Here is a 24,987-nt window from a genome sequence, read left to right on the forward strand (position 1 = left end):
GTATTATAGCTCCTTCAGCTCTACGGGAATCAGCGTGTCGCGCCATTGGAACCAAACCCGTTTCGGTTCAATCTGGGTCACGACGACACCATCCGGATACTGATATCCTTCCGTGATAACCTCGTCGTCAACGATGGCGACGGGGTTGAACTCGTTGTAAATTATGCCGCTGACCGATTTACTGCGGATGATGCCGGGACTGACCATCTGGTTGTCCTTCTCATCCATCGTGGTGGGTGCAATGACCCGGCCGACCAGGGGGGTCATGGGATTGCGATTGATCTTTTCGTTATCGTAGACGAAGGTTACCACGTTGATGTTCTGCAGGAGGGCGTCCAGATCCACGTCGACCTTCTTGAGGCGGGTCGGACCCTCGGCGGAGGCCACTTTGTCATCCGCCTTGGCTCCGCCCTTGGGGGCCGCGCCTTTTCCGCCTTCCGGGGCGGCTTTGGCGCTTGCCTGCGCATTACCGCCCGCCGCTTTGGGCGGCGGAGCGGGTCCACCGGCAATCAGAAACTGATACACCAGCACGGCGACCAGGACGACCCCGAGGGCCCCTGCTATGATGACTTGTTTCTTATTTTCCTGGTTCATTGGACGCTACGCTCGCAGTATCTGTACGTTGAATAAACCGAAAAGTACTGAGTTGGAAGGTGGCCTCGGAGATGCCGGCGATCTCTTCGCCGATATCAAGATTGGAGACCTTCAGGTACCGCTGATCGCGCTCCAGCAGGTTGATAAACTGGACGATCTCGTGGAAATCGCCCCGGGCGATGATCTCGTAGGGAATGGTTTCCTTGTTCGCGTCGGTCATGGAGGGAAGCTGGGTCAACTCCACCGTCAGACCGAGGTCGTCGCCCTTCTTTTCGAATTGTTCGAGCAGCCGGGGAATCTCGCGCTCTTCCGGAAGGCGATCTTCAAACATTTCGACCAGCTTCGTCGCCTTGTCGGCTTCCTGCTTGAATTCGTCGAACTTGGCCCGAATCGTACGGGCCTCTTTCAGCTCGCTGACGGTCTCGGCCAGGGTCTCCTGGGCGGTCACGAGCTTGGCCTGCTGGGACTTGTACACGCCAAAATAGAAGCCGGCGCAAAGCAAGCCTGTTATCCCGAGCACCGCGCCGACGAAGGCCCAGTCTTTTGCGGTAACGGTCCCTTTGAAGAAGTCCAGCATCAGAGCTCGTCTCCCGTATTGATGTTGTATTCGAGTGCGAACCCGCGCACGGCGTAGCCATTGTATTCGGCGTCCGTGATGTTGGGCGACTCCAGGGTGAAGATCTTGCTGAATGCTTCATCCTGCGTGGTGTTGTAGGTCAAGGGATTGATCCGGCTGGAACCCTGCTCGTTGTTGATCACATAGCCGGAAATCTCAAACACCGGGCGCTTCACGTTCTCCTTGACGATCTTGGGCTTGCCATCCTTGTCGACGACTTCCTTGCCCGTCTTGGGGTCGAGCTCGACCCGTTCGACACGGACGGTCTTGGAGGTTTCGCGGATCCGCTTGTACCAGAAATTGTCGGGCGTCAATTCCGCGAGGCGGTGAAGCTGTTCGGACCAGATTATGCGGTTGCTGAGAATTTCCTGGATTACGCCGATCTTGGCTTCGAGCTGCTCTTTCTTTTCGCTGAGGGCGTTGTATTCCTCCACCCACTTGCGCAGCCCGTCGAGCTCTTCATTCGCCTTCGCCAGATCTTCCTGGGCCTGCCCTATTCTTCCCGTGACGGAGATGAACATGTAGGCCATGCCCGCGAGCGCGGCCAGCAGGACCGCCACACTGAGTATGTGGGGCAGCGGCGTCCGCTTGATCGGCCGCAATTCCGGTGGTAGCAGGTTGATAATAATCATAGGTCGGCCATCCCACGCGCCGCGAGACCCACGGCCACCATGAACTGAGCGGGCTGTTCGGTCATCTTGCCCATCGACATCTCGTCTCCCGCCATCAATGCGCTGGAAAGCGGATTTGCGATATCAACCGATTCCACACCCAGCTCTTCCAGGAGAATGTTGCAAACTATGTTGGAATGCGCGATACCGCCGCTCACGATCAGACGATCCACGGGGCGCTCGTACAACTGATGCTCATAGTAGTCAAAGGAACGGCGTATTTCCGAGACCATCCGGTTGAGCGAACCCGCTACGATGTCGTGCATGTCCGGCTCCACTTCTTCGGCCATGCCCATGGGCGCCGCGGAAGTAATTCCGCCAAACTCATCGTCCAGCGGATCAAGCAGGGAGCCTCCACCCAGGGGCGCGGCTGCTTTTTTCGGAGGGGCAACCTCTTCGGCAATGCCGAAGGGATCGTCGCCAAAATCACTGAGCGAGTCCGGGGTCTGTATCGATTCCGCGGTGTCGCTCAGGGTGCTTTCCAGATTTTCGATGACCGGCGGCGCGGCGACGGGCATGGCGGGCGGCACCGGTGCGGGCCCCTTGGAAAGAAACTCCTGCAGGCGGCGTTCCGCCTCTTCATAGTCGCACCGAATTTCTTTGGCGATGGAATGCACCAGTTCACGGGCACCCCAGTTTACATCGCGAATAAAGTTGGAAACCCCATCTTTCACGAAGTGAATACTGGCGGAGGTGAGGCCGATATTGACGAGCGCCACGGTCTCCCCCACGCGCAAGAAGTCGCAGGCTTCGGCCGCATCGGCCAGCGCCAGCGAATCCACGCCCAGGATGGAATATTCCAGTTCGCTGGCGTTCATGATCTGAACGCGCGAATCGATGATTTCGTGCTTGGCCGCCACAAGAAGCACCTTGAGCTGGCGCTGCCCGGCTTCTTCGACCTCGTCCAGAAGGGTCCAGTCCAGCGACACTTCATTGAGGTCATAGGGGATATTCTGGCCCGCTTCGCGCGAAACGATCGCCGCAAGCTGATCCCGGTTTGCTTCGGCATAACGGGGATAGCGAATAACTACGGTTTGACCCGGCAAGGCGCCCACGATCTGGCTCGATTTCATATTCATCGTGGAAAGGGCCTCATTGACGGCAACCGCGTGGGCCACGATGGGATCGGCGTTCACCTGATTCCGGTCGATTAACGCGTAGCCCACTTCGTCAATGCACAGGCGCCCGCCGCGTCGCGACATCTGCACTGCCTTCACGGAATGGGTGCCAATATCGAGGCCTATCGATTTTTTTGCTTTAAAGAACAGCAATACACCCTAGCTCCTCTTCGGACCCACATACCACTTCGCACCCACTACTGGGGTATTTAATTGACTGCGCGCAACCCCTTTATCGGGCCTGCGTATTTAGTTTACGCAGTCCTCGCTAGTTTGTCAAGTATTTACTGCGAGAAAAAAGAAAACCGCCCGAAGGCGGCCTGAAATGGCCCCTGGGGCGGTAAAATCCCCGCCCGGGTAGCCCGGCAATCGAGCGCGTCAAACCTTTCCCTCAATAGGGGGGCATTCTCACGATAGCCCTTCGCCTTCCACTGAACAAGTGAGGCCTGGCGTTGGCTACTCAAATATCGAACACCCGGTTCAATGCGAAAGGTGCGGCGCTTCATGCCGGTGCGCACACGGGGCGGGGAAAAAATGGTGTGTGCCCTGCGGTGTTGGCCAACGGGGGAAATCGTGTTCCGACGTCCCCGAGAGGCCCGCACCAACCAAACCGCTGGCATTATAGCATGCCGGGGCGTTGAACAACAGTGTCTGTGGGAAAAAATCCTCGCACGCTGGAATTAAAAGAGGCGCGGATGATGTTTTCTCTGTCAGTTAAACGTGTTTTGGTCATTTGGGCCCTCCCGTTGAAACCTGACCGCAGGTCTATTACAATAGCGTCCCAATTGCCCCCATACTTGGAGATCCCGGCCGCGTGAGCCCTCTTGCAGAGCATTCTTCTGAAACCGACCCCCTGGAGTTCTTTCTTCTGGGCCGCAGGATCAGGCAGGGGCTTTCCAAGTGCACCCAGGCGGCCGAGGCACGAACCGGTGGCGATGTGTTTTACCTCTGGCTTCAGACCGAACCGGTGGAAGGCGCGCCCACCCTCACGAGCGACGAATGGCTCAACATTGTGGATGAGGCGGCCTCGCTGGGTGTGAACTGGCTGGTGGTCACACTCGGGTCGCTGTGTGGCGAGCGAACCGAAATCGTCGAGCTCTGCCGTTGGGCCCACAGTACCCACGGCATGGTGGTCTGCCTCCATACCCGCGCCGGACAAATCAGCACCCACGAGCGGCAACTGCTTCGGGAACTCCCCCCCGCGTCCACGTTCCTGCTCGTGGATCCGGAACGTGTGGACGACTTCTCGGATCTCCTTGACGAGGGGGTGCGTGTTTGCAGCGCCAACCCCGCGCCCAGCGCGACCGACGGCGAAACCTGCGAATATCCCCATCGCATGATTTTTGTCGATTCCCGAGGTCGGCTTTATACCTGCGGCATGGTCTCCGGCGAAAGAGACTTCTTCCTGGGCTCCGTGCTGGACGGAAGCCTGGACGCCATCATGCACAACCCCCAGTTGCCCCACTCCGTTGCGTCAACCGATCCCGAGGCCCATACCCGCTGCAGCGGTTGCCCACCGCTGGTTGCCAAGCATCTCTGCCACAAGTAAGACCGGCTACTTCAGGCCCGTCTCCCGCAATACCTCTTCCAGTGACTCGTCCGACAATTCGCCGTCGGCCATAGACACCACGGCGTCCCGGTATTCGTCCACGCTGAAATCGAAACCCCGCTCGCGGCCCAATTCCACAAGCCGCTCCAGCACGTCCCTGCCGCGCAACTGGTTGATCTGTTCCTGCAACACGGGCGATTCTCCAACCGCCGCGATAAAGGAAAGTGCCTCGGATATGGACATCGGACTACTCCTGCGTTGCGCGAACCGCCGCGCTCATCCTTTTGAGATTCGGGCCAGCACCGCGGGGGATATTCCCAGCTCCTGAAGAGACGCGCCAAAGGCCGCCATTTGTTTGTCCGTGTCGGCGCCGTCCATATTCGCCAATCCGGAAGCGAGCCTGAGGAGGCTCGCCAGTTGCTGGGATTCCTTCGCATCGGTCGGCGAGAGGTAGAACTGCAGGGCGCGAACGATGGACGGCGGATAGTGCCATTCGGTTGCGATCGCGGCCGCCGCCTCGCAATGGGTCATCGTAAAGAAGCGTTGCTCCGCCTGGACGAGTTGTTCCCCGTACAACTGGGGCTTGATGCGCTTGTACTGGAGGGGGGACACCATGGCCAGGGCAATGCGACCGAGATCGGCCAGCAGGCCAAGGCTGTAGGCCGCATGGGGCCCCACCACCTTGCACTCCCGGGCAAGCTCCTGGGCAATCTGGCCCGTGCGGCGACAGATATCCATCCAGGGGGCTATCACGGCGAGTCCCCGGGGATCGGCGGGCTCCAGGCACTTCGCCAGAATCCGCTCGATTGCGGGCTTGCCCAGCACGGCCACGGCCATGGGCACGCTGTCTACCTGCCCGCGCATGCTGTAAAGTTCACTATTGGCAAAGCGCAACAGGGTCGCGCCCAGGGCCGGCTCATTGAGGGCCAGGGCCGCCACCAGATCCAGGCTCACCTCTTCCGGCGCGATCTTCTCCGCTATCGTCTTGATCTGCTCGGCTGAAAGCAGCATGCCGTTCCACTTCTTCAGCTTGTCCTCCACCTTCTCTTTCGGGGCCGCGGCTCCGGGAAGATTGTCAAAGGCGGAAGGCGTAAGGTCGAACTGTTTGCGCTCGGGGTAATACTTTTGCACCGCCGAGTGGATATCCTCGAGCTTGCACAGCATGGCCTTCACTTTTAGCCCCGTGGCGCGCTCGAGTACGCCGATGGTCGCCGTGTCCAGCGGACAGGCCATCGCCACCGTGAGCAGCTTGCCGAGCTGGTCGATGGGCAACACGAGGTTCTCAATTGCCAGTTTTTTCGGCACCAGCTTGATCAGTTCCGGGCTGATATTGCAGCGGGAAAGGTCGATTGCCGCGATGCCCGGCTGGCGCGAAAGGAAAGCGTGGAGCTGGTCTTTGTCAAGGTGGCCGAGCGCCAGTAGAATTTCGAAGGTCTTTCCGCCGTCCGTCTGCTGTTTGGATAGGGCATCGTTGAGCTGGCTCTCGGTGATCAGTCCCGCCTCGATCAAGAGCTGGCCGATGGGCTCCTGTGCCCGGGGCGGATCGGGGGTCTCGCTGGGCGGCGGCGGCGTGGACGGACGGGACGGCGCGGTCGGGGCGCTCCGCTCGGGCGCCGAGGCCGATGCCGGCGCGGAAGGCGCGGGGGCCGGTTGCACGCCGGGGAGTGGACGGGTGTTTTCCTCGGCGGCCTTGACGTGGGCGGCACAGCGGACGCACTTGAAGGTGCGCCCCATTGCGTCTGCGGGGACCTTCATTTTCTGCCCGCATTGGCAGGCGAGGACCATGAGTTCCGGGGTATCGGCCACTGAACGACTCTCCTTCAGGCTGCCCGTTTTGTACCGCTGGATACAAAAACATAACTGTTGACAACCGAATCCAGATAATATGTTACACTACTTCGCATAAGAAGAGAAATACCCCGTATCCGGAGCGAGCCATGCAACTCAACGCCCTCGAAAAGAAGTTTCTCGAGTCCAGTCAACATTTTCGCGAGCGCAAACATGCTGAATCGCTCGACCTCGTGGAGTCTCTGGGCGACGAATTGCCGGGCAGCCCCGCCGTCTACTACCTTCGGGCGCGCAATCTTGCGGCCATGAGCCGGGTAGATGAAGCGCTGGAGATGTGCAATACGGCCCTCCAGCAGCTCCGGCTAAGCCGCGAGCAATACCAGTCCCTGGCCGGGTTTCTGGACGATCCTCAGGTCGAACGGCTGGAGCAGGCTTCCAGCGCCCAGGAGGGCCAGATTGCGGCGCTGAAGACCAGCCTCGACAATCGACTGGCCGACGCCCTGGACAAGTCGCAGTTGCGGGGCACGGTGGCGGAACTCCAGAAAGAACTGGAGCGCCTCAAAGCGCAGGCGGGCAGCGTCTCCGAATCGGAGTCGGCCCTTCAGGCGGAATTGGATGCCCTCCGCGAGGCGGAACTCAAGAAGTCCAACGATCTCCACAAATCCCAGAATGAGCTGGAGAACCTGCGTCTCCTGTTGGAAGAGCGGGAAATGGCCATTCGCCAGGTGGTGGAGGATTCCGAAGCCAAAGAAGCGCGCATGGCCCAGCTCGAATCGCAGTTGAGTGCCCTGAGCGCCGACGCCCAGTCGGCCGCCGCTTCGGAGCAGGAACTGTACGCCGAGGTGGAACGCCTGCGCGCGGAGGAGGCCGCCAAAGCGGCGGCACTCAACGAGGCCCGGGGCGCGTTGAACTCCCTGCAGGATAAACTCACGGATCGCGAGCGCGCCGTCGCCGAAGCCGAACGCATCAGCGCGGAGCGTGAACAGGCGATCCAGCAGCTTCAGGGGGAGATGGAGCGCATCCAGAAGAACGCCGCAAGCGCTTCCGACTCTGAGAAAGCGCTGCACCAGGAGCTGGAGCAACTGCGGGCCACGGAAAAGAGTAAGTCCGAGGCGCTGGAACAGGCGCGCAACGAGTTGGTGAATCTCCAGGAAAACCTGGCCGATCGGGAATCGGCCATCGCGGAGGCCGAAGCGCGGAGCAAACAAAGCGAAGCCGCCATCGCCGCGCTCAACAAAGAGCTTTCCAATATTCAAAGCCAGGCGGCCGAGGCGTCGACCTCCGAGCAGGCCCTGCAGGCGGAACTGGAGCAATTGCGCCTCAATGAGCGGAGCAAGTCCGAGGCGTTGGAGCAGGCCCGCAATGAACTCGTTAACCTTCAGGCGAATTTGAAGGATCGGGAAGGCGCGGTGGCGGAGGCGGAGGCGCGAAGCCGCCAGAGCGAGGAGGCGATGGCGTCGCTGCAGAAGGAACTGGCGACGATCCAGGATCGGGCGGCGGAAGCTTCCGAATCGGAGCGCGCGCTGCAGGTGGAATTGGAGCAACTGCGCGACAGCGGTCGCGCGGCGGCGCAGGCGCTGGAAACGGCCCGAGGCGAACTGGCCCACTTGCGGACAACGCTGGACGAGCGCGAGGGCGCCGTGGCGGAGGCGGAGGCGCGAAGCCGGGAGAGCGAGGCCGCGATTGCCTCCTTGAACAGGGAATTGGCGGCGATCCAGGAACAGGCGTTGCAGGCGTCGAGTTCGGAGCAGGCCTTGCAGGCGGAATTGGAGCAATTGCGCACCAACGAGCGGAGCAAGACCGAAGCGCTGGAATTGGCGCGCCGCGAGTTGACGCAATTGCAGGGCACGTTGGACGAACGCGAAGTGGCCATCGCCCAGGCGGAGGCGAGCAGCCGGGAGAAAGAAGAGGCGATCAAGGCGCTTCATGGCGAATTGTCCAACATTCAAGGACAGGCGGAAGCGGCGGCGGCTTCGGAACAGGCTCTGGCCCGCGAGTTGGAAAACTTACGCGCCAAGGAAGCCGAAAAGACCGATTATCTCGAAAAAACCCGTGGCGACCTCGATGCCCTGAAGGCGGATTTGGCCCGGCGCGAAGCCGAAATGCAGGATGCGGTCAACCGCAGCAGTTTGAGCGAAGAGGCGCTGGAGGCCCTTCGCAACGAGTTGGTTGGCCTGCACAGCAAGGTGCAAGATCAGGCGGAGTCGGAACGGACGCTGGCCCAGGAACTGGAACAATTGCGGGCCGACGGGTCGAGCAAGTCCCAATCACTGGAAGGCGCCCGGAGCGAACTGGACACCCTCAGAAGTCAGTTGAATGACCGCGAGGCGGCGGTGGAGGCGGCGAAGAAGGCGAGCGCGGAGCACGAGGCGCAGGTGGCGGAGATGCAGCGGGAGTTGGCGAAGCTGCATGAAGCGGCCCAGGCGGCGTCTCAGTCGGAAACGGAGCTGGCGGGCGAACTGGAAACCCTGCGGGCGAGCGAGGCGGAAAAGACCAAGACCCTGGATGACGCGCGTGCGGAGTTGGAAGCACTGCGGGGCCAGTTGGGTGATCGCGAGCATGCGATGGCGGAGGCGGCGCGGCTCAGTGGCGAGCAGGAGGCGCGCCTTCAGGAAATGCAACAGGAACTGGCCGCGCTGCAGGCCCGTGCGAGCCAGGCCTCGTCTTCGGAGGCAAGCCTGACGGCGGAACTGGAGAAACTTCGGGACAGCGAATCGAGCAAGAACAAAGCGCTGGACGACGCCCGCGGCGAGTTGGATTCCCTTCGCGATGCCCTGGAGAAGCGCGAGCGGGCGGCGGAAGAAGCGAAAGCGGCAAATGCGGAGCAGGAGGCGCTGGTGCTGGCGATGCAGCGGGAGCTGGAAGGGCTGCGGAACGCGGCGGCGCAGGCGTCCACCTCAGAGGAGAGCCTGACGAGCGAACTCGAAGCGTTGCGCGCGAGTGAATCGAGCAAGAACAAGGCGCTGGACGATGCGCGGCAGGAGTTGGTTTCGCTGCGCGAAGACCTCCTGGCTCGAGAAAAAGCGGCGGAAGAGGCCAAGGCCAGCAATGCGGAGCAGGAAGCCCTCGTCGCGGCGATGCAGCGGGAACTGGCGGCCTTGCAGGCGCGGGCCACCCAGGCCTCGTCCTCCGAAGAAGCGCTGGCGGGCGAACTCGAACAACTCCGCCAGAACGAGTCGCAGAAATCCCAGGCCCTCGAAGACGCGCGCAAGGAAGTGGAAGACCTCCGCAAGGCCCTGGCCCAGCGCGAACAGGATATACAGAAGGCCGCCGATAGCGACGTGGCCAGCCAGGAGCAAATGCAACAGCTCCAGGATGAGTTGAAAGCGCTTCAATCCAAGGCGCAGGAAGCGGCTTCATCCGAAACGGAACTGGCCACCGAACTGGACCAACTCCGGCGCAACGAGGAAGAGAAGAACAGCGCGCTGGCCCAGGCGCGCACCGAGCTTGAAAACCTGCAGAAGACGTTGGCGGAGCAGACCGCGGCGGCGGATAAGGCCAACGAAGAACGGGCGCGCAATCAGGCGGCGGCGGACCGGCTCAAAGAAGAGCTGGCCATGCTGGAGAAGCAGAAATCCGACGCCAACGCCTCGCAGGAGGCCCTCGCCCGCGAGCTGGAACTGCTCAAGCAGGAAGAGAAAAATCAACTATCCAATCTGGACAAGGCGCGCGCCGATGTGGACGCGCTGAGGAAGGCGCTGGACGAACAGGACGACACCCTGGCGCGCACGGAATTCATGCTGACGCGGGCAAAAGAACGTACGCGCAGCACCAACGTCCCGGTGCTTCTGGGTGTCATTGCGGCGGGCCTGCTGGCGGTTGGGGGCGTATTCGTCTACTTCAAATACATCAGCCCACCGGTTACGGTGGTGGAATCCTCTTCCAAGCCGATCACGTTGCGTTTCCCCGCGGAGCACTCTCTTGGCGCCCTCTACGTGAAGCCCCGGGCCAGTTTCGATCAGGCGGAATGGCTCCCCGTGGAGCAGGGAGCCCAGGGCGAAGTAAGCGCCACGGCGGATCAGGTGTTTCGCTTGGACATGACCGAAGAAGCCGCCCAGGACCTTTCCGCCCTGCGAACCCTCCAGTCCACCTACTTCTGGAGTCTGACCCTGCCCCGGCTCATCGTAAACGACGAAAATCTCAGTCACCTCAAATATATGAGCGAACTCCGCCAGCTCTCCATCAATTCCAATCTCGGCGAAGAGAATAAGGCCGCCATCAACGCGGTGCTGCCCAATCTGGTGATTGAGGACAAGCCGCCGGAGGCCATCAGCTATGCCTCGCTGAACACGCCCCCCCAGGCCCGTATACTAAACTTCCCGGCCCAGAGCATGGGCACCCTCTTCACACGCAACTGGACCGAGGACGGCCAGGGCGAATGGGGCGAGGGCGGCGATGCCCGGGGTGACATCACTATCGCGAAAGGCATCGAGGCCCGGCTGCGTCTGGGCTATGATGTGAGCGACCTTTCACCCCTCGACGCGCTGCAGCCCGATGCACTCCAGGGCATCATCATTAACGGTCCGAACGTGACCGATGACGATATGGTCCATGTCGGTCGCCTCACGGGCCTGCTCTACCTCGAAGTACAGGAATCCGATTTGACCGACGCCGGCATCCGCGAACTGGCCGCCATCAGCCACCTCCGCACACTCGAATTGCGCAATGTGGCGAACCTGACCGACGAAGGGCTCAAATACTTCTCACAGCAACAGCATCTCTATGATGTGGCCGTGACTTATACGAAACTGACGAATGCGAGTGTCAATTTCTTTAAAGGACTCCCCTCGCTTACCAAGCTCTACATCAATTCCACGTCGGGCGTAACGGAGGAGGGTATTATCAGCTTGAAGGCGGGTCTGCCGAAGTGTGAGGTCATGCCGTAGGCCGCGCAACGTACCGCGGCATGCTGGTTCACCTTAACGCGACAGCGCGTCCAAAATCGCCTCGTAGACCGGGACGGGGGTACGAACCGAGCCCAGCAGGGCCTTGCCTTTGATCGTGCCGTGGCAGTCGCTGCCCCCGGTAATGAGCAGACCCCGCTCCCGCGCGAGGGCTATGAATTCTTCGACACGGCCGGGGCTGTGGCTCACATGGTACGCCTCGATCCCGTCGAAGGAAAACGCGAGCAGCTCGGGCAGCAGCTTCCGCGTCGTCTTTCCGAGGCCCGGGTGGGCCACAAAGGCCAAGCCACCCGCGCCGTGAATCAAGTCCACGGCATCGGCCAGGGGCATGGTTTCCTTCGGCACATAAGCCGGGCCGCCGGCATTCATGAAGCGGTCGAAGGCCTCCTGCGGTTTTCGCACGTGCCCCGCATCCGTCATGGCCCTTGCAATATGCATGCGCCCGAAGGCCCCTTCGGGCGCGTGGGCCGCATCCGCCTCAATGTTCAGATCGAAACCCAGCGCGCGCAGGCGCTCCAGGATGATGTTGCCCCGGTTGCGACGGGATGCGCAGAGTCCCTCCAGCGCGGTTGTCAGCGGGTCGTTGTTCTCATCGACTCCCAACCCAAGCACGTGAATCTCTCGAAACTTGTAATGGGTGCTGATTTCCGTACCTGAAAGGAAGCCTATCCCCGCCGCCGCCGCCGCGGCCCGCCCCTCCGCCACGCCGGCGGTGGTATCGTGATCCGTCAGTGCAATGGCCGCCGCGCCCGCTTCTACGGCGCGCTCCACGATATGCGAGGGCGTGTCGGATCCATCGGAATGGAGGCTGTGCAGATGCAGATCGACGTAGGACACGGCGCGCTTACGCGGTACGCGTCTGGGACTTGCGCTTCAAACGGTCCAGCACGCCATTGATGAATTTCGGGGCATCCTCGGTGCCAAAAATCTTGGTCACTTCCAGGGCCTCGTTGATAGCCACGGAATCGGGCACGTCTTCGCAGTGACGCATTTCGTAGAGCGCGATACGCAGCACGGCGCGTTCGACATAGCCGATGCGATCAGGCGTCCAGTTGTCCAGGGATGCGGCGATCTCGTTGTCCAGGTCCTCCAGATGGCGGGACACCCCGCGGATGAGGATCTCGGCATACTGCTTTGCGCCGGGCTTCACCGGATTGATCACCCAGAAATCTTCGAGCTTCTCGTCACAGGTGTGCCCATTGAAGTCGAGGCTGAAAAGAAACTGGAGGGCGCGCTCGCGACCGCGCCGTCTCGCCTGGGGATTAACCACGATCCAGTTGCTCCATCAGGCTCATCATTTCCAGCGCGGCCATGGCGGCGTCAGCGCCCTTGTTGCCCGCCTTGGTGCCGGCCCGCTCGATAGCTTGCTCGATACTGTCGGTGGTCAGCACGCCAAACAAAATCGGTATGTTGCACTGGAGCGAAAGCTGGCCGATCCCCTTGGCCGCCTCGCCGGCCACATAGTCGAAGTGGGGCGTGCCGCCGCGAATGACACAGCCCAGGGCGATGATCGCGTCGTAGGCGCCGGTGGCCGCGACCCGCTTTACCACGAGGGGAATCTCGAAGGCGCCCGGAGCCCACACCAGCGTAATCGCGCTGTCGTCAATCCCGTGGCGTACCAGCGTGTCCACCGCGCCATCGACGAGATTCTTCGTGATAAAGGCGTTAAAGCGCCCGGCAACCAGGGCCACCTTCTTGCCGGACGCCTGGAAATTTCCTTCTATAACCTGGGGCATTGACTACTCCTCGGGGCGCGGGTGCGCCGTTTACTCGGCGGCGCCTTCGCTGCGCTTCAGTTGCTCTTCGATCAGCCGGATCGCTTCGGCGGCATCGTCTTCATGCACGTACACATCGCAGTCATCGCTGACCGGCAGAATGCTGTGGGGCAGGTCCGTCTCCAACTTCGCCGTGATCCCGTTTTCCGCCAGAAACGCGATGATGATGCTCGCTTCTTCGTCAGAGGCGCAGGCCTGAACCGATACGAGTCCGTGGTGTTCTTCCGTGTTGCTCATGGTCGTTTCCCTTTCCTGAGTCGTTCTACCATCCGGCCCTTGCAGGCCTCTACCTCTACTTTAACAGATGGCCCATCTTTTCGCGCTTTGTATTCAAATATTTTTCGTTCACCTTGTTCGCCGGAATCTCCAGCGGCACGCGGCCGGCAATCTCCAGGCCATAGCCTTCGAGGCCGGCGCGCTTCACGGGGTTATTCGTGAGAAGGCGCATGCGGCGCACCCCGAGGTCGGTCAGGATCTGAGCACCGATGCCGTACTCACGGGGATCGGGGTCGAATCCCAGGTGAATATTCGCTTCGACCGTGTCCATCCCCTGATCCTGAAGCTGGTAGGCCCTGATCTTGTTCACGAGGCCGATGCCCCGGCCCTCCTGGCGCATGTACACGATCACGCCGCAACCGGCCTCGGCGATAATGGCCATGGCCTTGTTCAACTGGTCACCGCAGTCGCAGCGCAGAGAATGGAATATGTCGCCCGTAAGGCATTCGGAGTGAACCCGGACCAGGGGGGCGTCGGCGTTGGCCACATCGCCCATAACCAGCGCGAGGTGCTCGTGATCGTCAATCTCCGTCTCATAGACAATCAGGTGAAACGTGCCGAATTCGGTTGGGAGAATGGTGTCGGCCGCGCGGTGGACCAGCTTCTCCTGGGCTTGACGATAGCGGATCAGCTCCTGAATTGTGCAGATCTTAAGGCCGTGCTCCCGGGCGAAGAGCTTCAATTGGGGAAGGCGCGCCATCGTGCCGTCTTCATTCATTATCTCGCAGATGACGGAGGCGGGCTGGAGGCCGGCAAGCCGCATCAAATCAATGGAACCCTCCGTCTGACCAGCGCGGACGAGAACGCCGCCCTCCCGGGCGCAAAGGGGAAACATATGGCCGGGACGCACCAGATCAGCCGCCGTGGCGTTGGGGTCGCTGGCCGCAGCCACGCTGCGGGCGCGATCCGAAGCGCTGATACCGGTGGAAATGCCCGACGCGGCCTCGAAGGAAACATGAAAGGCGGTATTGTGGGGCGCCCGGTTCTTCACCGTCATGGGAGGCAACTCAAGGCGTTCCAGCGCCTCCGCCGTCATGGGCATGCAAATAAGACCGCGCCCGTGACGCGCCATGAAATTGATGTGGTCGGGCGTTACCTTCTCCGCCGCAAAAACCAGGTCGCCCTCGTTTTCACGATCTTCGTCGTCCACCAGAATGATCTGGCGTCCCGCGCGAAGCTCGTCAAGTATTTCGGGTATGGAACTGAGCATTAAGCCTCCTGGGCAAAACCGTGACGCTTGAGGAAATCAACCGAAATCGGTTCCTTCTTGCCCTGCTGCATGAAATGAAAAATGTGCTTGCCGATCATGTCGGCCTCCAGGTTCACCGGGTCCCCGGGTGCGCGGGTGGACAGTACCGTCTTCGCCAGGGTGGCGGGAATAATCGCCACGCTGAATACATCCGCTACAGGATTAACGACCGTGAGGCTGATCCCGTCAACCGCCACCGAACCTTTCGGAATCAGGTACTGGGCCACGTGCCGGGGCGCGCGGAAATGCCAGACCTGAAATTCCCCCTGATCGTCCACCCCCGTTACCTCCCCCACGCCGTCCACATGCCCCTGGACAAAATGGCCGCCGAAGCGACGGCTCGGGGTCATCGCCCGCTCCAGATTGACCCTATCGCCGGCTTTGAGACGGCCCAGGGTAGTTTTCTCGAAGGTTTCCGGCGATACCTGCACGCGAAATGACTTCTTATCGAAGGCCACCGCCGTGAGACAGGCGCCATTGACCGCGATGCTGTCGCCCTCGGCAAGATCCTGCACCACCAGGGACGACTGAATGACCAGCTCGGGACCCCGCAGGGAGGCCACCTTGCCAATTTCCTCTATGATTCCAGTAAACACGCGTCTACTCCGTTTCTCGTGCTCAGGGCCGCACGTAGGCTTCTATCAACAGGTCCTGACCGACCGGTGTGGCGGTCATGTGGTCCAGTTGAATGGCCTCGTCAATGGTGGCGAAGCCCTCGCCCTCGACCGGCGATACGGCGTCGCGCCCTCCCAGAATCTTGGGAGCAACGAAGAACATGACCTTGTCCACAATGCCCGCCTTGAAGGCCGAGGCATGGGTCGTCCCGCCGCCCTCAATCAAAAGCGACGTAATGCCGCGCTTCCCCAGTTCATCCATAAGAACGGCCATGTCGATACCGCCGTTGCCTTTCGGCAGTCGGATGACGTCGTCCGCCTCGGGATAATCGTGGTCCGCGCTGACCGCCACCCAGGTGGGGGCCTCACTGTTCAACTGGAATATGCGCCTTTTACTGTCGAGGTACTCCCCCGCGTCGAGAATGATCCGGGTCGGATCCTTGGCGAAGCCGTTGACCAGCCGACAGGTCAGGCTGGGATCGTCCAGCATGACGGTGCGGCTGCCCACAAGAATGCCGTCCACCTGGCTGCGGATTTCATGCACACGGGTGCGGGCCGCCTCGCAGGTGATCCACCGGGAATGCCCGGTGCGGGAAGCGATCTTCCCATCCAGAGTCATGCCGCATTTCACGATGACAAACGGACGTCCCGTGGTAATGTATTTGATGAAGACTTCATTCAGGCGGCGCGCTTCAGCCTCACAACAGCCCACGTCAACTGAAACACCGGCCTCGCGAAGTCGGGCAATGCTGCGGCCCCGGGTCAGCGGGTTCGGGTCTTCCATCGCCACCACGACCCGCGCCAGATCTTCCCGAAGCAAAAAATCCAGGCACGGCGGGGTTTTTCCGTGGTGTGCACAGGGTTCCAGGGTCACATAGACCGTAAGCCCCTTCCGGCGCTCGGCGGGTATGTCCCGGAACGCATTGACCTCCGCATGGGGCCCCCCGGCATATTCGTGGAAACCTTCGCCGACGATTTCCTGCCCCGCCACCACCACACAACCCACCATGGGATTCGGCGACGTACGACCGAGCCCCTTCGCCGCCAGGGCGAGGGCGCGCTGCATGTATTCCGAATCAGAAGGCATAAAAAATCCTGCGAGCCAAGGGCCGACAGGGTATGGACAGACGGAATGCTGCCGTGCACGGGGCCACGCCACCCATGCAGGCAAACGCCTGCACCGGCAGCCTGACCGCACCGCTCTTGGCGGGCACGGCATACTCCGACCTTCTTCCATCCGGACTTTAACCGTCGGCCCCGGAATTTCACCGGAATCTGCGCCGAAGCGCTCGCGGGCTGTCACCGCCGGTCAGGAATTACACCATGCCCTGAAGGTCTTGACCTATGTTGAACACCGGTATTGTACCAAGCAGTCGGCGAGGGGGTCAATTATTGGGGGATTTTGAAGGGAGTCTGGAGGCTGAAGGCTGGAGGCTGGAGTCTGAAGGCTGAAGGCTGAAGGCTGAAGGCTGATGGCTGAAGGCTGAAGGCTGATGGCTGATGGCTGGAGGCTGGAGGCTGGAGGCTGGAGGCTGGAGGCTGAAGGCTGAAGGCTGAAGGCTGAAGGCTGAAGGCTGAAGGCTGAAGGCTGAAGGCTGAAGGCTGGAGGCTGGAGGCTGGAGGCTGGAGCCTGGAGCCTGGAGCCTGGAGCCTGGAGCCTGGAGCCTGGAAGCTGGAGGCTGGAGGCTGGAGGCTGGAGGCTGGAGGCTGGAGGCCATAAGACCCATAAGACCCATAAGACCCATAAGACCCATAAGACCCATAAGACCCATACGCACGCCTTGCGATGTGCCCGCGTGCTCCGATAGGATGCGGAATTATTCAGGAGCCCCTTCAGAATGCAGGAAGATTTCAATCGCGCGGGCTACATCGTTGCGCCACACGTGCTCAACCCGAACGCTCTCAAACGACTCACAACACTCTTGGAAGCACTGGAACTTGAGCGGGCCGATCACAACCGCCAGGGAAAAACATTCGCCATGCGCGATATTTTTGCCGAGGAGCCCGAGCTGCTAAGATTCGCCTCCGCTCCTCCATTGCTGGACCTTGCCCGCTTGCTGGCGGGCCATAGTGCCCGCCCGACGAAGGCCACCTATTTCGATAAGCGCCCGGAGGCGAACTGGTCCCTGCCGCTGCATCAGGATATGACCATTACCGTCCATGCAAAGGTGGACATTCCCGGTTACACCCACTGGTCCATCAAGGCGGGCGTCCCCCATGTCCAGCCACCGGTGCGGGTTTTGGAGGGGATCGTGGCACTGCGGATCCACCTCGACGATTGCCCTGCGGAAAATGGCGCGCTGGAGGTGGTGCCCGGAAGTCATTTACAGGGTCGCATTTCGGCGGAAGAGCTGCGGATGATGCACATGGAAGGTCGGCCCGTGATCTGCCCCGCGCGAGCGGGTGATGTGCTCGCAATGCGTCCCTTGCTGGTTCACGGGTCGAGCAAGGCACGAGTACCGAAGCGGCGGCGCGTACTCCATGTGGAGTATGCCACTACGGAACTGGACGCCCCCCTGCAATGGCCGCTGTGGTCTCGCCTGCACGCGCCGTCGTAGAGAAGAAGGAACTTCCAATGAATCGCCTCTTCTACGTCGCCGCGATGTTGTTAATGATGACGCTCCCGGCCATGGCCCAGGAACCCGCCCGGCGTGTCTGTACGTGGGCGGTGCTTGGCCCTTTCCCGGTCGAGATGGGCGAAGGTGGAATCGACGCCTCCACGTTGGCCCCGATGCTCGGCACGACAGTTGGCGGGGCGACGTGGCGCTATTTTGATGACCGCCTCTACTGCCGGAACTACGACGACTACAATGACCTCTACACGTTCTTTCTTGAGGGCCGCGAGGGCGGTCCAGGCGGGGGAAGCGATCAGAAATTCGCCTGGTGCGGGGCGTATGTCTGGTCGCCCGCGACGCAGGAGGTCTCCCTTCGATTCAGCGCAAACGATCAGGCGACGGTCTGGCTTAATGGCAAGGTTGTGTTGGAGCAATCGGAGTCACGGCAGGCATTGCGCGATGAACTGGTGGTACCGGTGTCGCTGGCGGCGGGCTGGAATCCGGTCCTCGTGAAGGTCACGAATGGGCGACGCAACTGGGGATTCTATTTCAATCTGACAGACCACGAAGGCCAGCCCCTTGAGGGCCTGGAGTTCGCGCCCGACAATCCCGTGGCCACTCCTTCACTGGAAATTCTCAATCCCGCGTTGCCAGCGGGCTACAACAATCAGCCCTATGTCTGGCTCGACGTGCGCAATCCCAGCGGGAAGTTTCCCGGCGAAAATCCGAGCGCGTCCCCCTTGCGCCTGCTCGCCTGCGGGGGTATGCCGCCTTACACCTGGGCGATCGCCGGATTGCCCGAGGGATTGTCCCTGGATCCCGCCGACGGCGAACTGCGGGGCCGCACCGGCTCCGTCGGATCACATCCATTGACGATCACCGTAACGGACGGCGCCGAACCACCGAATCGTGCCTCTCGCGATTTGACGCTGGAGATTAAACCGCGCCCGACGGAGTTGTGGTGGGAGACGGGCACCCGCCTGGGCAGTCTGCGTCACCATGGCGGTTCGGACGAAACACACTGGGCGGTGGAAAACGCCGATCAGCAGATCGAATTCTTGAAGCGCCAGGGCTACTATTGGCAGGCCTATACCATGTTTTCCTGGTGGACCATCAAGCCCGATGGCGCGATGGCGATTTCCGGATCACCGGCCATGCTGGCCTACCGGGACGGATTGCGCAACGCTGGAATCCGGTTCGCCCAGTACATGAATTTCTTCGATTTTCGCGAGCTATCGCCCGACGCGAAGACTCACGCGGAGCGCATGCATGAAGCGCTTGAGCTGTGCATGCGACAGAACGAACCAGTGCTGTGGTGGTTTGATCTTTCGATTGACGGATTGAAACAACCTGCGGAGTTTGACGCACTCTACAGCCTGATCCGAACGCTCGATCCCAATTGCCTGATCACGGTGAACAATGACATCCGAGGGCGGGATTACGAATGCGGCGATCTGGACATTCTGCAGGTGCACGGCTCCTTCCAGACCGACTCCTACTGGGGCCACTGGCCGCCCTCGCCCCTGCTGGGCAACAATCCCAAATTCATGCCGGTCGACGCGTGGCGGTTGCCCTGGAAGGGCTATATGGACCCGTTGGAATGGTGCAAGGTCATCGTTTCCATGCTGGCGGACCCGGCGAATCTGGAGGCGCCCCGCACCATCGATCTGGACACGACCCCGGTGCTGGAAACGGACTACGACACGATGGCGCTCCATCGGGCAATCGCGGACTGGCTGGAGCCGCGGCGGGAGTCGATTCTGGGCACCATGCCCCTCGCTGGCGCCCCGGTGGATTGGGGCTACATCGTCCGGCAGCCAAAAACCGGCGATGTGTATTTGCATATCCTGAGCAATCCGCTGGGAAAGCGGGGGCTCTTCGAACGATCATTACTGGATGTAAAGCTTGACGCGGCCGTCGAATCGGTGGAGCTGGTTCCCGGTGGCGAAAGCGTGCCCTTTACCCAGGCGGGGGGAACGTTGACGGTGGATGTGCGGAGACTCAAGGTGGATCCGGTGGACACGATTCTGCGAATCGTGTTCCGGAATTGACGCAAATTCACGCCCGAACGTCGAGCTTTTCCACACCGCCACCGCCGCCGGCCTCGACATACTGGGCCAGTTCACGCTTGGAGAGCGCGCCGCCCTCGTCCCTTCCCGACTCCAGCTCCGCCTGCCGCGCTTCCTGTATTTGCTTGCGGGCGTCTCGCTCAAGCTGCGTCGCGGCGGCCGCCACGGCCCGGTCCTGGCCCGAAGGATCGGCGGGCGCCAGGGCGGCGCGACGGATCACTTGCGCCTTAGTCAGGGTGGCTTCGGGTGTGTTGGCTGGCCCCACATCAATGTTTACGTGCCCCCCCGTCGCATACTGGCGGCCGTCCGGCCCCGTGGTGAACTCGAACTGGGGGCCGCCGTTGGCGTAGCGGCCCGCCGCCGCCACGTGAGCCTGCTCGTGACTACGCACTTCCCGATCACGCTGCTTGAGTTCCTCAACTTCGCGAAGTTGCTCCTCCGTGAGTTCCCGTGTTGCAGCCGGGCTACGGGACTTCTCCGGTTCATCGGGAGTGGTGGTGGCGTTGGCCGCGGAATTGGTCTCCCCCAAGCCCGACTTGGTTCCCAACGCGCTGTCTGGCGTTCTCCCGGATGTAGAAGCCTTTGTATACGCCGCACCCGTAAGAAACGCGGGCGCCGCGCCTATGGAGCCGATACCGGCCATGTTCATGATTCCATTGTAGAAACTGCGGCACCAGGACCGCTGCCGGTCCGGCCTGTTCTCCAAGAGTATAACACAGGCGGGCCCACCGCAAAATCCATCCGGCGGGTCGTGCTTGAGGCCAAAGTCTTGGAAGTGCTACGGTTATGCCCTGACTGCGGGGTGGCGCTTTTCGTGCGCGCGGCGCCCCGCACGGGCGCCGGAAGTGGCAGACAGGAGGACTCACGTGGATCCACTCGAAGTTCAATTGCAGGCTCTGCTGGAGTCCGTCAAGGTGTCACCGGAAAACGTGCCCCTGCGGCGGCTGGTCTCAGACACCTTCCTCAAACTGGGACGCCATGAAGAGGCCGAACAGCACGCCCGAATTGCCCTGCAGCATGATGCGGAGGACATCGGCTCCAAGTTCATCCTGGCGCAAATCTACCACTTTCTTGGAAAAATGAGCCTGGGCCTCGTGCTGGTGGAGGATGTACTCGCCGCGGACAGAAATCACAGCGAAGCGTGGCTTCTCCACGCCAGGCTGCTCCAACGGACGGGAAACCCGGCGGAGGCCGGCGCGTCGTATCGGGAAGCCCGTCGACTAAACCCGACGCTCCGCGACGAAACGCTGGATGCTCTGCTCGAATCTTCGCCAAAGGAAGCACCGCCACTGGGACGGGTGGGCGCGGCAACCACGTCCTCGGGGCAACAGTGGGTGGAGGAAGCGTTTTCGAAGCCCTTTGACCTCACACCCGCCACCCCGTCGGCCAGTGCGCCCATGCGGGATCCCGAGTTGCCCGGCCTCGTCATCGAAAAGCCCCTCTACGGATTCGAGGCGGTCGGCGGCATGAACCGGGTCAAAGAAGACATCCGAATGAAAATCATTCTGCCGGCCACGAATCAGGAGCTCTATGCCATGTACGGCAAGAAGGCCGGCGGTGGCATTCTCATGTACGGCCCTCCCGGATGCGGCAAGACCCATCTGGCCCGAGCCACGGCCGGCGAAATCAATGCCCAATTCATCAGCATTGGCCTTCACGATATCCTCGACATGTGGATGGGCAATAGCGAGAAGCAGTTGCACAATGTCTTTCAATATGCCCGGGCCCACACCCCCTGTGTGCTCTTCTTCGACGAAGTGGATGCCCTCGCGGCAAGTCGCAGTGACATGCGAAACAGCGCCGGCCGCCACACCATCAACCAGTTTCTCGCAGAATTTGACGGCATCGAGGCGTCCAACGAAGGGGTCCTCGTACTGGCGGCCACCAACGCCCCCTGGCATCTGGATCCCGCATTCCGACGCCCCGGCCGCTTTGACGAGATCATCTTCGTGCCGCCGCCCGACGCCGATGCGCGGGAGAAAATCCTGGAGATCTTCCTCGACAAGAAACCGGTGGAGAAGCTGGATCTGGCCAAGCTCGCCGCAAAGACCAAAGATTTTTCGGGCGCGGACCTGCGCGGACTTGTGGAGCGGGCGGTCGAAGAAAAGCTGCGCGAGGCTATGAAGAGCGGCAAACCGGAGCCCATCCGCACCAACGACCTCCTCGCCGCGCTCAAACGACAGAACCCGAGCACGCGGGAATGGCTCGCCACTGCCCGCAACTATGCCGCATTCGCCAATGAAGGCGGGGTCTACGACGACATCAAGGCTTACCTCAACATCAAGTAATTGGCATTGCGCCGCGCGCGCAACGCCCGCTGGAAAGGGCACGTGAATGGAAGCAGTGATGCGGCGGGTCGAACTCCTCCTCGATCAAAGGCGTTTTGCCGAGGCGCGGGCCATGATCATGCAGGGTCTGGCCCAGGATCCGGACCAGCCCTATTTCAATGCCTTTCTCGCTTATTGTCTGCGCATGGAAGATCGCGACAAGGAAGCCCTTGAACCGGCACGCCGCGCGGCCAGCAGTGCCCCCGAATGGCCTTTCGTCCACTATGTGCTGGCGTTGGTCCATGAAGGTCTCGGACAGCCGAAGTTGGCCCTGGAGTGCATCGGCCGGGCGATCCAGCTTGACCCCATGAACCCAAGCCATCATGGACTCCAGGCGACCATCCTCTTTCAGACCCGGAAGTGGCACGAGGCCATTGCCGCGTGTGAGCTGGGCCTGGCCATCGACCCGGAGCACGCCCAGTGCCGGGGTATTCTGACCGCCGCAAAAAACCAGCTCGGCCAGCACGAGGACGTGGAGCACCTGGTCAGCGAATCGCTGCGACTCAACCCCGAGAACGCCTTCGCCTTTGCGAACAAGGGGTGGAGCTGTCTGCGACAGGGCGAACCGAAGGAAGCCATTCGCCACTTCAAGGAGGCCCTCCGGCTGGAGCCGGAACTGGAATGGGCGCGCCAGGGCGCCCTCGAATCCCTCAAGGCGCGCAACTTCGCCTACCGATGGCTCCTCGCCTTCTTCTTCAAGATGGGCAGCCTCCCCCAGGCCGCCCAGACCGGCATCATCATCGGACTCTTCGTGCTGTACCGCCTGGTGCGGGCCGTGGGCGAAAGCAACCCCGGCCTCCAGCCCTATGTGACGCCCCTGGTCATTGCCTATCTGCTCTTCTGCTACGCCACCTGGGTCGGGGCGAGCCTGGCCAATTGCTTTCTACTCTTCCATCCCTTCGGACGCCTCGCCATGACGCAGGGAGAAAAGCGGAACGCCATCGTGCTTGCCGGGGTACTTATAACCGGACTCGCCTGCGTGAACATTGGCCTCTTTCGAGACCATTTTGAGTCCCTGGCGCTGGGCGGATTGCTGGTCATGATTACCTTGCCCCTGGTGGGCACGCAGAATGCCGGCACGCCCAAAGGACGCAACATCGGCCTGTTCATGACCGGCGCCATCCTCATCTTTGGCCTGCTGGGCATCTTCGTGGCGCCGCACCTCACGGCCGTCGCCCTGATTCTGTGGATCGCATATATCTGGGGCATCGGCCACTACGTTACGCGAAACTGAAATCGCCGCATCAGGAATCGAAGGGCAGATTGTCCAGCGGTATCTCCGGATTCTTGTCCGTGAAATAGCGCAGCCCCCAGGCGTTTTCAAAGAGCAGCACGGCGCGGTCATGACCATCCAGCGCCCGCTTCACGCCCGGCGGAATCGCCACCTTGTCCAGATCGATGCCGGGCTTTACCCAGCGGGTCTGCGTCCAGGGCGCGCTCTGCAGGCGTGTTTCAGCACCGTACTCGCTCTGCAACCGGTACTGCACAATTTCAAACTGAAGCGGGCCCGCCGCCGCAAGCAGAGGCGCCATCCGCAGGGAGTCGTGAATACGATACTCCTGCATCACACCTTCGAGCAGAAGCTGGCTTAACCCCGTGCGGAAACGCTTGGCCTGGGCGGGCTGGGTGTTCTCGATATAGGCGAAGCACTCGGGCGCGAAGTAGGGAATCTCGTCGTAGACCAGAGCGTTCTCTTCCGTCAGCGTATCGCCGATCGCAAAGAGGTCATTGCCAACGATCCCCACCACGTCCCCCGCATAGGCCTCGTCCACCGTCTCCCGCTCCGCACCGAAAATCTTGCTCGCATTGCCCAGGCGCACTTTCCGGCCGGTGCGGGCGTGGGTCACGGTCATGTTCCGCTCAAACTTGCCGGACACAATACGGATAAAGGCGATACGGTCCCGATGGTTCGGGTCCATGTTCGCCTGAATTTTGAAAACGAAACCGGAGAAAGCACCATGGGTCGGCGGCACCTCGCGGCCCGACACCGTCGTCCGTGGGGCGGGCGGCGATGAGTGCTTGAGGAAGCCGTCGAGAAGCAACTGCACGCCAAAGTTGTTCAGCGCGCTGCCGAAGTAAACCGGGGTCGTGCGGCCCGCAAGCACGTCGTCATCGTTAAATTCCGTGCCGGCCAGTTCCAGCGTTTCCACTTCCTCGCAGACGGTCGCATAAGTCCTGGCGTCGAGTTGCTCGCGAATGAAGGGGTCGTCCAAACCACCGGTATGTACCGGAGCGCGGTGTGCGCCGCCCGTGGTGCGCTCGAAAATGTGCGCGGTCTGGGTCTGGCGGTCCCATACCCCCCTGAAAACCGGTCCCGTTCCCAGCGGCCAGTTGACCGGATAGGTCGCAATCCCGAGCGTCTTCTCGATCTGGTCGAGCAACTCGAAAGGCTCGCGCGTCGGGCGATCAAGCTTGTTGATGAAGGTGAAGATGGGCACCCCCCGGTGTTTGCATACCTCGAAGAGTTTCAAGGTCTGCGCCTCGATGCCTTTACCCGCATCGATCACCATGATGGCGGCATCCACCGCCGTAAGCACGCGATAGGTGTCTTCCGAAAAGTCCTGGTGGCCCGGTGTGTCCAGCAGGTTGACCTTATAGCCTTCATAATCAAACTGAAGCACGGTCGAGCTGATGGAAATACCGCGCTTGCGCTCCAGCTCAAGCCAGTCGGAGGTCGAAGCGCGCTGGTTCTTTCGCGCCGTTACCGAACCCGCCAAATGGACCGCGCCACCATAGAGCAGAAACTTTTCCGTGATGGTCGTCTTGCCCGCGTCCGGGTGGGACACAATCGCAAAGGTCCGCCGCCGAAGTACTTCGTGGGACAGTGGGCTGGCGGTAGTTGCGGTTTCCATTGGGAATCTCCGGGGCGCGGGGCGCTCAGG

21 protein-coding genes and 1 riboswitch are annotated in these 24,987 nt (G+C 61.4%); of the genes, 6 read left to right on the top strand and 15 right to left on the bottom strand.

Annotation, left to right across the window (positions count from 1 at the left end):
- Window positions 1-3: 3 nt before the first annotated feature.
- Genes JNK74_09630 through pilM form a run of 4 tightly spaced genes read right to left on the bottom strand, consistent with a single transcriptional unit; the run spans window position 4 to window position 3,152 of the window.
- Window positions 4-594 (bottom strand): hypothetical protein, encoded by a 591-nt coding sequence (locus JNK74_09630; protein ID MBL7646433.1) that lies wholly within the window; start codon window positions 592-594, stop codon window positions 4-6.
- Window positions 578-1,171 (bottom strand): type 4a pilus biogenesis protein PilO, encoded by a 594-nt coding sequence (gene pilO / locus JNK74_09635; protein MBL7646434.1) that lies wholly within the window; start codon window positions 1,169-1,171, stop codon window positions 578-580. Before pilO ends, JNK74_09630 begins: the two co-directional genes overlap by 17 nt.
- Window positions 1,171-1,842 (bottom strand): hypothetical protein, encoded by a 672-nt coding sequence (locus tag JNK74_09640; GenBank protein ID MBL7646435.1) that lies wholly within the window; start codon window positions 1,840-1,842, stop codon window positions 1,171-1,173. The genes pilO and JNK74_09640 overlap by 1 nt, the downstream gene beginning before the upstream one ends.
- Window positions 1,839-3,152, bottom strand: a complete 1,314-nt coding sequence (gene pilM / locus JNK74_09645; GenBank protein MBL7646436.1) for a type IV pilus assembly protein PilM — start codon at window positions 3,150-3,152, stop codon at window positions 1,839-1,841. Before pilM ends, JNK74_09640 begins: the two co-directional genes overlap by 4 nt.
- Before the next feature lie 661 nt (window positions 3,153-3,813).
- Between pilM and JNK74_09650 the strand changes: the two genes are divergently transcribed.
- Window positions 3,814-4,548, top strand: coding sequence for an SPASM domain-containing protein (locus JNK74_09650; GenBank protein MBL7646437.1), 735 nt, complete (start codon window positions 3,814-3,816; stop codon window positions 4,546-4,548).
- Between the two features lie 6 nt (window positions 4,549-4,554).
- On the opposite strand, the gene JNK74_09655 is transcribed toward JNK74_09650, so the two are convergent.
- Window positions 4,555-4,791 carry a Nif11-like leader peptide family natural product precursor gene (locus JNK74_09655; GenBank protein ID MBL7646438.1) on the bottom strand — a complete coding sequence of 79 codons (237 nt, stop codon included), beginning with the start codon at window positions 4,789-4,791 and terminating at the stop codon, window positions 4,555-4,557.
- A 33-nt stretch (window positions 4,792-4,824) separates the two neighbouring features.
- The gene (locus JNK74_09660; protein MBL7646439.1) at window positions 4,825-6,354 is read right to left on the bottom strand and encodes an HDOD domain-containing protein; all 1,530 of its coding nucleotides are present in this window, start codon (window positions 6,352-6,354) and stop codon (window positions 4,825-4,827) included.
- Between the two features lie 131 nt (window positions 6,355-6,485).
- On the opposite strand from JNK74_09660, the gene JNK74_09665 reads away from it, so the two are divergent.
- A complete protein-coding gene (locus JNK74_09665; GenBank protein MBL7646440.1) occupies window positions 6,486-11,222 on the top strand; it encodes a hypothetical protein in 4,737 nt (1,578 codons plus the stop codon).
- A gap of 33 nt (window positions 11,223-11,255) precedes the next feature.
- On the opposite strand, the gene JNK74_09670 is transcribed toward JNK74_09665, so the two are convergent.
- The 7 genes from JNK74_09670 to ribD are packed head-to-tail and all read right to left on the bottom strand — an operon-like array spanning window position 11,256 to window position 16,241.
- Window positions 11,256-12,077 carry a PHP domain-containing protein gene (locus JNK74_09670; protein ID MBL7646441.1) on the bottom strand — a complete coding sequence of 274 codons (822 nt, stop codon included), beginning with the start codon at window positions 12,075-12,077 and terminating at the stop codon, window positions 11,256-11,258.
- Between the two features lie 7 nt (window positions 12,078-12,084).
- Complete coding sequence (nusB, locus tag JNK74_09675) at window positions 12,085-12,510, bottom strand: transcription antitermination factor NusB (protein ID MBL7646442.1); 426 nt, start codon at window positions 12,508-12,510, stop codon at window positions 12,085-12,087.
- On the bottom strand, window positions 12,503-12,976 hold the full coding sequence (gene ribE, locus JNK74_09680; GenBank protein ID MBL7646443.1) for a 6,7-dimethyl-8-ribityllumazine synthase: 474 nt from the start codon (window positions 12,974-12,976) through the stop codon (window positions 12,503-12,505). Before ribE ends, nusB begins: the two co-directional genes overlap by 8 nt.
- A 30-nt stretch (window positions 12,977-13,006) precedes the next feature.
- Complete coding sequence (locus JNK74_09685; GenBank protein MBL7646444.1) at window positions 13,007-13,252, bottom strand: hypothetical protein; 246 nt, start codon at window positions 13,250-13,252, stop codon at window positions 13,007-13,009.
- Window positions 13,253-13,307: 55 nt separating this feature from the next.
- Window positions 13,308-14,501 (bottom strand): bifunctional 3,4-dihydroxy-2-butanone-4-phosphate synthase/GTP cyclohydrolase II, encoded by a 1,194-nt coding sequence (locus JNK74_09690; GenBank protein ID MBL7646445.1) that lies wholly within the window; start codon window positions 14,499-14,501, stop codon window positions 13,308-13,310.
- Window positions 14,501-15,136, bottom strand: a complete 636-nt coding sequence (locus tag JNK74_09695; GenBank protein MBL7646446.1) for a riboflavin synthase — start codon at window positions 15,134-15,136, stop codon at window positions 14,501-14,503. The genes JNK74_09690 and JNK74_09695 overlap by 1 nt, the downstream gene beginning before the upstream one ends.
- A 22-nt stretch (window positions 15,137-15,158) precedes the next feature.
- Window positions 15,159-16,241, bottom strand: a complete 1,083-nt coding sequence (gene ribD, locus JNK74_09700; protein ID MBL7646447.1) for a bifunctional diaminohydroxyphosphoribosylaminopyrimidine deaminase/5-amino-6-(5-phosphoribosylamino)uracil reductase RibD — start codon at window positions 16,239-16,241, stop codon at window positions 15,159-15,161.
- A gap of 134 nt (window positions 16,242-16,375) precedes the next feature.
- A riboswitch (FMN riboswitch) is annotated at window positions 16,376-16,494 on the bottom strand.
- Window positions 16,495-16,992: 498 nt separating this feature from the next.
- On the opposite strand from ribD, the gene JNK74_09705 reads away from it, so the two are divergent.
- Together JNK74_09705 and JNK74_09710 are read left to right on the top strand one after the other, a co-directional pair.
- Window positions 16,993-17,712 carry a phytanoyl-CoA dioxygenase family protein gene (locus tag JNK74_09705; protein ID MBL7646448.1) on the top strand — a complete coding sequence of 240 codons (720 nt, stop codon included), beginning with the start codon at window positions 16,993-16,995 and terminating at the stop codon, window positions 17,710-17,712.
- 17 nt (window positions 17,713-17,729) lie between these two features.
- The gene (locus JNK74_09710) at window positions 17,730-19,760 is read left to right on the top strand and encodes a putative Ig domain-containing protein (protein ID MBL7646449.1); all 2,031 of its coding nucleotides are present in this window, start codon (window positions 17,730-17,732) and stop codon (window positions 19,758-19,760) included.
- Between the two features lie 7 nt (window positions 19,761-19,767).
- On the opposite strand, the gene JNK74_09715 is transcribed toward JNK74_09710, so the two are convergent.
- Window positions 19,768-20,421: a hypothetical protein gene (locus JNK74_09715; GenBank protein MBL7646450.1), complete on the bottom strand. Its 654-nt coding sequence runs from the start codon at window positions 20,419-20,421 to the stop codon at window positions 19,768-19,770.
- A gap of 223 nt (window positions 20,422-20,644) precedes the next feature.
- On the opposite strand from JNK74_09715, the gene JNK74_09720 reads away from it, so the two are divergent.
- The gene (locus JNK74_09720; protein ID MBL7646451.1) at window positions 20,645-22,066 is read left to right on the top strand and encodes an ATP-binding protein; all 1,422 of its coding nucleotides are present in this window, start codon (window positions 20,645-20,647) and stop codon (window positions 22,064-22,066) included.
- Between the two features lie 46 nt (window positions 22,067-22,112).
- Window positions 22,113-23,339, top strand: a complete 1,227-nt coding sequence (locus JNK74_09725) for a tetratricopeptide repeat protein (protein MBL7646452.1) — start codon at window positions 22,113-22,115, stop codon at window positions 23,337-23,339.
- Window positions 23,340-23,349: 10 nt separating this feature from the next.
- Here JNK74_09725 and JNK74_09730 read toward each other — a convergent pair whose 3' ends face one another.
- Window positions 23,350-24,957 (bottom strand): peptide chain release factor 3, encoded by a 1,608-nt coding sequence (locus tag JNK74_09730; GenBank protein ID MBL7646453.1) that lies wholly within the window; start codon window positions 24,955-24,957, stop codon window positions 23,350-23,352.
- Between the last annotated feature and the right edge of the window lie 30 nt (window positions 24,958-24,987).

This window comes from Candidatus Hydrogenedentota bacterium (assembly GCA_016791475.1).
GTDB lineage: Bacteria > Hydrogenedentota > Hydrogenedentia > Hydrogenedentales > JAEUWI01 > JAEUWI01.